This is a genomic window from Mesorhizobium sp. M4A.F.Ca.ET.020.02.1.1 (assembly GCF_004022645.1).
Classification (GTDB): Bacteria; Pseudomonadota; Alphaproteobacteria; order Rhizobiales; family Rhizobiaceae; genus Mesorhizobium.
This window is the reverse complement of the sequence record NZ_RZOI01000166.1, coordinates 1-9,606: the sequence shown is the minus strand read 5'-3', so window position 1 is coordinate 9,606 and position 9,606 is coordinate 1. Positions and strand designations below refer to the sequence as shown.

9 protein-coding genes are annotated in these 9,606 nt (G+C 64.7%); 3 read left to right on the top strand and 6 right to left on the bottom strand.

Annotation, left to right across the window (positions count from 1 at the left end; translation table 11 throughout):
* From EN742_RS13315 to EN742_RS13295, 5 genes are all read right to left on the bottom strand, one after another.
* A partial coding sequence (locus tag EN742_RS13315) for an SDR family oxidoreductase (RefSeq protein ID WP_148670095.1) occupies positions 1–383 on the bottom strand: 383 nt, incomplete at its 3' end.
* Between the two features lie 153 nt (positions 384–536).
* Positions 537–1,886 carry an EAL domain-containing protein gene (locus EN742_RS13310; RefSeq protein ID WP_126057228.1) on the bottom strand — a complete coding sequence of 450 codons (1,350 nt, stop codon included), beginning with the start codon at positions 1,884–1,886 and terminating at the stop codon, positions 537–539.
* A 100-nt stretch (positions 1,887–1,986) separates the two neighbouring features.
* Complete coding sequence (locus EN742_RS13305) at positions 1,987–3,744, bottom strand: GtrA family protein (protein WP_245492314.1); 1,758 nt, start codon at positions 3,742–3,744, stop codon at positions 1,987–1,989.
* A 137-nt stretch (positions 3,745–3,881) separates the two neighbouring features.
* Positions 3,882–4,283 (bottom strand): GtrA family protein, encoded by a 402-nt coding sequence (locus tag EN742_RS13300; protein WP_245455294.1) that lies wholly within the window; start codon positions 4,281–4,283, stop codon positions 3,882–3,884.
* On the bottom strand, positions 4,280–5,515 hold the full coding sequence (locus EN742_RS13295) for a glycosyltransferase (RefSeq protein WP_126057229.1): 1,236 nt from the start codon (positions 5,513–5,515) through the stop codon (positions 4,280–4,282). Before EN742_RS13295 ends, EN742_RS13300 begins: the two co-directional genes overlap by 4 nt.
* 216 nt (positions 5,516–5,731) lie before the next feature.
* On the opposite strand from EN742_RS13295, the gene gshB reads away from it, so the two are divergent.
* Entirely contained in the window at positions 5,732–6,673 is a 942-nt protein-coding gene (gshB, locus tag EN742_RS13290; RefSeq protein WP_126057230.1) for a glutathione synthase, read from the top strand.
* Between the two features lie 56 nt (positions 6,674–6,729).
* On the opposite strand, the gene EN742_RS13285 is transcribed toward gshB, so the two are convergent.
* Positions 6,730–7,992, bottom strand: a complete 1,263-nt coding sequence (locus tag EN742_RS13285; protein WP_245492313.1) for an Ig-like domain-containing protein — start codon at positions 7,990–7,992, stop codon at positions 6,730–6,732.
* 40 nt (positions 7,993–8,032) lie between these two features.
* Between EN742_RS13285 and EN742_RS39340 the strand changes: the two genes are divergently transcribed.
* A complete protein-coding gene (locus EN742_RS39340) occupies positions 8,033–8,317 on the top strand; it encodes a hypothetical protein (RefSeq protein WP_245482213.1) in 285 nt (94 codons plus the stop codon).
* 192 nt (positions 8,318–8,509) lie between these two features.
* Positions 8,510–9,606 (top strand): YifB family Mg chelatase-like AAA ATPase (locus tag EN742_RS13280; protein WP_148670094.1); only part of this gene is annotated, 1,097 nt, incomplete at its 3' end.

Genomic DNA, 9,606 nt, shown 5'->3' with positions numbered 1-9,606 from the left:
GTGAAGAAATGCGGGCGCAGGTTGACGGCAAGGTTGTTGTCCCAAAACTCGACGGTGACGTCCTCGACCGCGTGGCGGTCGTCAAGCGCGGCGTTGTTGACCAGGACGGTGACGTCGCCATGCGCTTCAGCCGCCCTGGCGGCCGAGGCGCGCAGCGCCTCGATGTCGCGCAGATCGGTCTTGAGGTAGAGTGGCCGCCGGCCTTGCTCCTTCTCGATGCGGTCGGCAAGCGCGATGCTCGGACGGTCGGCGATGTCGATGAAGGCGACCTTCGCGCCTTGCCGGACAAAGCCCTCGGTCAGCGCCGCGCCAATGCCGGAACCGCCGCCGGTGATCAGCACCGAAGCGCCTTCGAGATCGGCAAAACGTGCCGATGGCATCATCTTTTTTCTCCCTGGCCAGGTCGGCGCGCATCCTATCCAGACAAGGCGCGCGGGCAAGGGATAAACGTCAGATTTTCAAGCTTATGTCTGACAAAAAGGCAAATCACGCCGGCACGGATGAAGGGGCTGGCCGAATCCGTACAGGAACGGCGGTCAGATTGCCTTGGCGTGGAGGGCGCCGCGATAGGAATCGCGCAGATAGCCGAGCGTGGCGTCGGCATCGATCGGCTTGCCGAACAGATAGCCCTGCCCGCCGGCGCAGCCGAACTGGACCAGGCGGTCGGCCTGCGCCTCCTCCTCTATGCCTTCGGCCACGACATCCATGCCGAGCCCCTCGCACATGGCGAGGATGGCGCGGATGATGTGCTCGGACGGGCGGTCGTCGAGGATCGAGGAGACGAAGGCGCGGTCGATCTTGAGCTTGTCGAAATGGAATTCGCGCAGCCGCCCGAGCGAGGACTGGCCGGTGCCGAAATCGTCGAGCGAGACGCGGATGCCGACGCGGCGCAGATCCGCCACGATCTTCTCGGCCGAGGCCGGATCGTTCATCAGGCCGGTCTCGGTGATTTCGATCTCCAGCCGGTGCGGATCGAAGCCGGTGCGGTCGAGGATCGCCAGTATGTGCAGGCCGGTGTTCTGGTCGACGAGCTGCGACGGCGACAGGTTGAAGGACAGGAACAGGTCCTTCGGCCAGCTGCGCGCCGCCTCGGTGGCCTTGCGCAGCACCAGCTGCGACAGCGGACCAATGATGCCGCGTTCCTCGGCGATCGGGATGAACACATTTGGCGGCACGGAACCGAGGTCGCGGTCGGTCCAGCGCGCAAGTGTCTCGAAGCCGATGGTGCGGCGGGTGTTCAAGTCAACGATGGGCTGGAAATGCGGCTCCACCTCGCCGGCCGAGACGGCGCGGCGCAGCGCCTGCTCGATGCGGGTGACGCGCTTGGCCGCCTCTTCCATCTCGCGCGTGTAGACGACGACCCGGCCGCGACCGGAACGCTTGGCGTGGTAGAGAGCGGTTTCGGCCTTGTTGAGCAGAATGTCGGTAGTCTCGTCGCCGGAGTAGAAAAGCGAACAGCCGACGGAGGCCGACAGCCTGGCGGTGCGCTCGCCGACGTCATAAGGCGCCGACAGGATCTCGATCAGCATGCGCGCCTTTTCGGACGCCGCCTCTTCGCTGAACACCATCGGATAGAGGAAGGCGAACTCGTCGGCGCCGATGCGGCAAACGGTGGAATAGCTGTCCATCGAGGCGCGCAGCCGCATTGCCACCTGGATCAGGATGTCGTCGCCGGCCTTGTGGCCGAACAGGTCGTTGATCGGCTTGAAGCCGTCGAGGTCGAGGATGCCGACGGTGAAGGGCGCCGGGTCCTCGGAACGATCGCTGATCAGGCGGTCGACCTTGTCGAAGAAGCGGCGGTGATTGCCAAGCCCGGTCAGCGGATCGGTGAAGGCCAGATCCGTGTTTTCCCTGCCTGCCAGCCCGGTGGCAAACGTCGTTTGCATCGGTGTTCCTTGTTGCACGTCGGAATTTGCGGTGAGACTGGCAGGAAACCCTTTAGGAAACGTATCGAGAAATCGATTTTCTGGACGCCGGGTGGCCTGCTTAGTCGCCCTGGCGGACGCGGTAGATTTCGATCGGAGCTCCGCGGGTTCCCGCCACCGGCTCCAGCCATTCCGGCACGCTGCCGTCCACCAGGCCGGCAAGAAAGCCCTTGGGTGCCGTTTCGGCGAGAAGCTGGCTTTCAGTGCTGCCGCGGCAGACGGCCACCAAGCCGACATGGTGGCTTTCGACGATCCTTCGCGCATCCGCCGGGGACCCCAGGAAAGCATCGAGCGCCAGCAGATTTCCGGCGATGTTGCGATGGTAGGGACCGGCGAACACACGGTGCGCGGAATAGGCGAGGATAGGCGAGCCGAGATTGGAGATCGCCAGAACAGTGGTGCCGGGCAGCCGGGCGAGCGATGCAAACGAGGCCTTGTTCTCGCAATTCGTGTAGGCGACTTCGTCATTGGCCTTGCCGATCTCGAAGGCCGATGACACCGCCGTGGCGGTGCCGGCCCAGAGCGCGTTCACCGACAGCAGCCAGGCCGCCGCCATGCGAAGCGAGGTGCGTGGCGAAGGGCTGGCCTCGACCCGCTCGCGCCATCTGGCGATCCATGCCGAAAGCGGGATGACGGCAAAGGCAACCGAGAAAGTCGAGCCACGCACCTGCCAGGCGCTGACGATGAAGGCCACGACAAGCAGCACGCCGACGAGGGTGTCCTGCCGGCGCCAGCCGCCCTGGCGCAGGCGAAGAGCCAGGAGCACCATCCCCATCAGCGGAGTGGCATAGCGAGCAGCCACCCGGGCGGGGTTGTAGACGAGAAGCACGAACAGCGACTGAGCTTCGTCCACGTGATCGAGCCACAATTCCTTGAGGCGTGGATCGAGATTGGCATAAGGAGCCGCCAGGCACTGCGGAAACAACAACAGGACGACCGCGGCGAGTGCCGCGGCGAGCAGGCCGACCGATACGATACGCCGAAGGCGCGTGCGGCCGGCGGCGTCTATCGACGCGACCACCGCAAGACCGGCCCCGGCAAGCGCGGCGATGGCGAATTGCACGATCGAGAAGGCGTCGCATTGCGCCTGGCCCCAGGCGGATGCGGGGATCGTGGTGACAAAGACGAGAGCCGAAACACCGGCAAAGCCGGCGCCGAAATCCCTCGCGATCCGGCCTTCGCCGCTCCTGTCGACGATAAAGAGCAGTGCAACAGCGGCGCCGATGGTCGCGACATAGGGGGCGGTTTCCATGCCGACCGCCAACGTCAGGGCGGCGCAAAGGCCGGAAAACAATGCCGCGGACCGACTTGTCGGCGCCTCAAGCAACAGGCTGAGGCTAGCCATGGTCAGCGTGAGCTGGACATTGTGATGATCGATGGCACCCGGGGAAAAGATGCCTATGAAATGCAGCGCCGCAGCGCCGACGACCACCGCGGGCAGCACCGCCCGCTCGCCGGCAAAGCTGCGCGCGGCCCGGGTGAGGTAGAATACGGCGGCCCCGAAGAGCAGCGTCGGCCACGCAACCAGTGCGACATTCTCCGCGACGGCGGCGCTGCCCGTCAGTGCCGAGGCTGCAAGGATGATGGCGGCGAGCGGTGCGTCGACCAGCCGCGACCAATGCATGACAAAGCCGCCTTCCGGCCCCATCCGGTACTGGTGCAGGTCGAACCAGCCCTGGCCGGAGAGAAGATCGCGAACCTCGACCATTCGCAGCATGCTGTCATTGTCACCGCCGTTGTTGGTCAGTTCCGGAAATCCGGAATAGGCGTTGACCAGGAGCACCACCAGCATAGTGAGCAGCGCCGCCAGAAGGTCCATTCGCCAGGCGGCTCGGGCGGCTTTCCCGGAAGGAATCGCGGCATGGACGGCGGACATGGATCGACTTTCGGGTGGTTGCTCGGTGCCGCAGGCTAGCGCCGCTCGCTTCACAAAGCGTAAAGCTCGATGCAGATGCGCTAGCCGCGTGCCGGAAACACCCAAGCCGACGACACGATATAGCTCAGCGCGCTTGCCGCGACCGTGGTCAACGCCGACATGGCGACGGGCGACAGGCCAAAACGCGTTACCGCGACATGCGAGACAAGGCCGGAAAAGGCAGCGCATGCGGCCTGCAGCGCAAGATAGCGCGGCAGCGCGGTGGCATGATCATGCTCTGCGCCGAAGGTCCAGCCGCGTTGCGCGGAATAGGCGACGATGAAGGCGATCGCGTAGGCAACGGCACTGCCTGCGAACGGCGAGAGGCCAAGCGAAACCAGCAGCCACGAAAGCACGAACAGGAGCAGGGCGGCGCCGACACCGACCACCAGGAAGCGGAACAGGCGCGTCTTCTGGATAAGGTCCGGCAACGCGTCGATCACCGGTTTTCGCCCGCCGGCAGATCACTGGACTGGCCGGCTCTCAACCGCTTGACCGGAATTTCCAGGACGCCGAGCAGGAATGCCGAGAAGAAGGCCTGGAACGAAATCACAATCAGGCTGAGGCCGAGTACGACGATGCGCGGGATTTCGGAATCGTCCAGCGGGCCGAAGCCGAGATTCGCCCAGCGCAGCACGGCATAGGCGCAAAACGAGAAGCCGCCGGCAAAGCAGATGCCGGCATTGGCGGCGAGGCGGTCGGTGGAGATTGTCCTGGTCAGCCAGTCGGAGCCCCGGCTGCGCGGCAGGATGCCGGTGACCTCGGCATAGTAGCGCGAAATGACGCCGAAGGTGATGAGCTGCACGCCAGTGACGATCATGAAGCAGGCGGCGACGAAGGTGTTCAGGTCGAGCGACAGATTGTTGATCACCCTGAGCGGCCCGAACACCAGCAGAGCCGCAAACAGCGTGCCCAGGCCACCTAGCACCATGCCGGGGATGAAGAACATCCAGCGCGGATTGTAGACCAGCAGGAATTTGAGATGCCGCCAGCCGTCGCGCCAGGTCCTGAGATGCGGCGGGCGGCTGCGGCCGTCCGGCTTGAGCGTGGTCGGCACCTCCTCGATACGCAGCCCGGCAAGCGCGCCGCGCACCACCATCTCGCTGGCAAACTCCATGCCGGTGGTCTGCAGATCGAGCTTTCTGATGGCCTCGGCATTGAAGCCGCGCAGGCCGCAGTGGAAATCGCCGGTCGTGATGCGGAAGAACAGGCGGCCGATGAAGCTCAGCACCGGATTGCCGAGGTAGCGATGCAGCGGCGGCATGGCGCCGGCTTCGATGCCGCCCCGGAAACGATTGCCCATGACCAGGTCGGCGCCGTCGCGCAGGCGTGCCACGAACGCGTCCAGCGCGCTGAAATCATAGCTGTCGTCTGCGTCGCCCATGATGATGAAGCGGCCCCTGGCGGCGGTGATGCCGCCAAGAAGGGCAGCGCCGTAGCCCTTTTGCGGCACCGACACGACGCGGGCGCCGATAGCTGTCGCGATGTCCTGGGAGCCGTCGGTGCTGCCATTGTCGGCGATCAGCACCTCGCCGGCTATACCGGCCTTGTTGAGGAAGGCCTTTGCCTTGCCGATGCAAACGGCCAGCGTCTCGGCCTCATTGAGGCATGGCATCAGGATGGTGAGCTCGAGCTGCTTGGTCTGGGCGGCGCGGATTGTTGTGACGGCGTTCATGGTTCTTGTTCCATCAAGGACCGGTCCGGCGTCTGCAGGGCCGGGCTCATTCGAACCACCCTTGCATGGCAAGGCTTAAGAAAACGATGACGCGGGTTCTCGCCTTGTCTGCAATCCGGCTGGGTTTGCGCCTTGCTGATGCAATCTTCAAAATGTCGCGATTGGCAGACCTCGCCGATTTCCTTATATCGGCGACAGAGCCGCCGGAGAGCCCATATGCCGCTGAAGATCGCCGTCCAGATGGACCATGTCTCCACCGTGTCGATCGCCGGCGACACGTCCTTCGCGCTTTCGCTCGAGGCGCAACGGCGCGGCCACAAGCTTTTCCATTACACGCCCGACCGGCTGTCGATGCGGGACGGCAAGGTGTTCGCGCGCATCGAGGAGATGCAGGTGCGCGACGAGAAGGGCAATCACTACTCGCTGGGCGAGAAGGTGCGCACCGATCTGTCGGAGATGGACGTCGTGCTTTTGCGGCAGGACCCGCCCTTCGACATGAACTACATCACCACCACGCACATCCTGGAGCGCATCCATCCTGGGACATTGGTGGTCAACGACCCGGCCTGGGTGCGCAACAGCCCGGAAAAGATCTTCGTCACCGAATTTCCCGAACTGATGCCGGAAACGCTGATCACCAAGGATCCGCAGGAGGTGGCCGCCTTCCGCAAGGAGTTCGGCGACATCATCGTCAAACCGCTCTACGGCAATGGCGGCGCCGGCATCTTCCATCTGCACGAGGCCGATCGCAACCTTGCCTCGCTGCTCGAAATGTTCGGCCAGATGTTCCGCGAGCCGTATATCGTGCAGCGCTACCTGAAGGACGTGCGCAAGGGTGACAAACGCATCATCCTCATCGACGGCGAGCCGGTGGGCGCAATCAACCGCGTGCCGGCCGAGCACGATTCGCGCTCCAACATGCATGTCGGCGGCCGCGCCGAAAAGACCGAGCTGACGGAGCGCGAACGCGAGATCTGCGCCCGCATCGGGCCTTCCCTGAGAGAACGCGGCTTCATCCTCGTCGGCATCGATGTCATCGGCGATTATATGACCGAGATCAACGTGACCTCGCCGACCGGCGTGCGCGAGGTCCAGCGCTTCGGCGGCGCCGACATCGCCAGCCTGTTCTGGGACTGCGTCGAGGGCAAAAGGCGGTAACGGCAACCTTGGAACCGCGCCTGATTCCGTGCAACTGCGGCTCGCCGATTCCGCGTCTAGACCACGAAGAAGTCGTCCGCAGTGAGCCAGGTGCCCGGGTCCACGGTGGCGAACTGGACGGCCGCCGCCCCGCCCGCCCCGTCCTGATCGAACAGCAAAGCACCGGTCGCGTCATAGATGATATGGTCGCTGTCATCGATGGCCTCGCTGCCGACCGTGAAGACGGCAGCAAAAAGCGGGCCGGCCGACAGCCCGACGAATGCGGAGCTGTCCAGCCGGAACACATCGTCAAGCGCTTTGAAGTCGACGATACGGTCGTAGTTCGCCGGTCCGAGTGCGTCGAACACGAAGACATCCCGGCCCGCGTCGCCGGCCAGCCAGTCGCGGCCGGCGCCGCCATTGAGGATGTCGTCGCCAGTACCGCCGCGCAGGTCGTCTGAGCCGGCGCCGCCGTCGAGAACGTCGTCGCCCGTATCGCCGCGGATGCCGTCGGTGCCCGCACCGCCGCTTATCGCGTCGTTGCCGGCGTCGCCCTTCAGCCAATCCGTGCCCGCGCCGCCGATGATCGTGTCGGCGCCGGCGCCGCCGAACAGCTGGTCGTGGCCGGCGCCGCCGTCGAGCGTATCGTTGAACGGGGTGCCGTTGATGCGGTCGCCACCGCCCAGCGCGGCGACGAGCACGGCACGATCGTGGCTTCCGTAGCTCACGACATTCGTAATGTCGCTCAGCGCGATGGATTCGGCCGGCGGCGTCACCGTGATCGTAATCGTCGCCACATTGCTGTTGCCCTGGCCGTCCGTCGCGTAAACCGTGAAGCTGTCGGTGCCGACGAAGCCGGCCTCAGGGGTGTAGTCAAACAGATTGCCGCTCAGAAAGTCGGCATGATAGTGCAGGCTCGAGCCGTAGTGACCCTGGTGAAAGGGGTAGTAGTTGCCGTCGAAACTCGTGCTCTGCTCGAGGGCGCCGTGGTCCGGCCCGTCCACGACGATAAAGCTCAGGAGATCGTAGTCGGCATCCGCGGCGCTGAATTTGATGTCGTCGAGAAATTGCCCCTGCGAAACCGACACATTCAGATCGGCGGCGCTGGGCGCATGATTGACGAAGCTGTCGGGCTGCAGCACGCCGCCTTCCAGGATGATCTGATGCTGCCCGTACTGGGTGTTTTCGCCGCCGAAATATTCGTTCGCGCCGATCCATGTCACCGTGATGGTGTCGGGGCTGTCGGCGTTGACCGAGACAATCTGGGCCGACATGAAAGCGGCCTGGTCGGACAAGGTGCGGATAAGATTGCCTTCATTGTCGAAGACTTGCGTCTCCACCGTCGTCCAGGTCTCGGTTCGTCCCTCGTTGGTGAAGCTGGTGATGGTGAAGAAGCCGTCGAAGACATCGACCGAAGCCAGGTCGATCCCACCGAACGGGAAATCCGGCTTTGCTCCTATTGGCCCGATCACATCGCCGTCGGTTTCGGTAATGCTGAAAAGGACCGCGTCAGGGCTCGGATTGGGATTGTCGGTTTCTTCCCATACGGTGAGCTCGCTGCCATTGCTTAAGGTCGGCATCCTGTCTTCCTCGCCTTCGCGCCTGGACGTGCTGTGGATGCCCCCCGATCCCAACGATAGCATCGTACGCGCGTCGGATCGGTGACAAACCAAACTGCGCCTCGCCTTTTTCCGATGTGGTTAATTATGTGTGTCGAGCGGGAATCCGTTGCTCCAGTCGGCGTCGGCATTTGTTCTCGTAATGTTCTTGATCAATCCGAAAATCTGTGGTTGTCTTGGTTGACCCGCTCGCCGCCTGATCGCAGGACCGGCGGGCGGATAGTGGGGGCAGAGCAAGATGGTGGCGCGGGTTCGCACGGTCGCTTTCCAGGGCATCGAGGCCGTGCCGGTCGATGTCCAGGTGATGATCGCGCCGGGCAAGGTCGGCATGCAGATCGTCGGCCTGCCGGACAAGGCGGTGGCGGAAAGCCGCGAGCGGGTGCAGGCGGCGCTGCATGCGTCGGGCCTGTCGATGCCATCGAAGAAGGTGACAGTGAACCTCGCGCCGGCCGACCTGCCCAAGGAAGGCAGCCACTACGACCTGCCGATCGCGCTCGGCCTGATGGCGGCGCTCGGCGCCATCCCGGGCGATATGCTGGCCGGCTATGTCGTGCTCGGCGAATTGTCGCTCGACGGCACGATCGCGGCGGTCGCCGGCGCGCTGCCGGCGGCGATCGGCGCCAATGCCGAGAACAAGGGGCTGATCTGCCCGTTCGGCTGCGGGCCGGAAGCGGCCTGGGCCGGCAAGGACTTCGACATACTCGCACCGCGCAGCCTGATCGCGATCGCCAACCATTTTCGCGGCACGCAGGTGCTGTCGCGGCCCGAGGCCGGCATCCAACTTGCGGCGCGCGACCTGCCCGACCTTGCCGACATCAAGGGCCAGGAGAGTGCCAAGCGGGCGCTGGAAGTGGCGGCCGGCGGTCACAATCTGCTGATGGTCGGACCTCCAGGTTCTGGAAAATCGATGCTGGCGCAGCGGCTGCCGTCGATCCTGCCGCCGCTGGCGCCGAAGGAACTTTTGGAAGTCTCGATGATAGCCTCGGTGGCGGGGGAGCTCGGCGAGGGCAAGCTCACCGACCGGCGGCCGTTCCGCGCCCCGCATCATTCGGCCTCGATGGCGGCGATGGTGGGCGGCGGCTTGCGGGCGCGGCCCGGCGAGGTCTCGCTCGCGCATCACGGCGTCTTGTTCCTCGACGAATTGCCGGAATTCACGCCGCAGACGCTGGATGCGCTGCGCCAGCCGCTGGAGACCGGCGACTGCGTGATCGCGCGCGCCAACCACCGCGTCACCTATCCGGCGCGCATTCAGCTCATCGCGGCGATGAACCCGTGCCGCTGCGGCATGTCGGGCGAGCCCGGCTATCGCTGCCTGCGCGGCGAGCGCTGCCGCAC

Bases quoted from the DNA above. Each gene is read 5' to 3' on its own strand.
- EN742_RS13310 (WP_126057228.1), bottom strand. From the start codon at position 1,886: ATGCAAACGACGTTTGCCACCGGGCTGGCAGGCAGGGAAAACACGGAT.
- EN742_RS13305 (WP_245492314.1), bottom strand. From the start codon at position 3,744: ATGGACCTTCTGGCGGCGCTGCTCACTATGCTGGTGGTGCTCCTGGTC.
- EN742_RS13295 (WP_126057229.1), bottom strand. From the start codon at position 5,515: ATGAACGCCGTCACAACAATCCGCGCCGCCCAGACCAAGCAGCTCGAG.
- gshB (WP_126057230.1), top strand. From the start codon at position 5,732: ATGCCGCTGAAGATCGCCGTCCAGATGGACCATGTCTCCACCGTGTCG.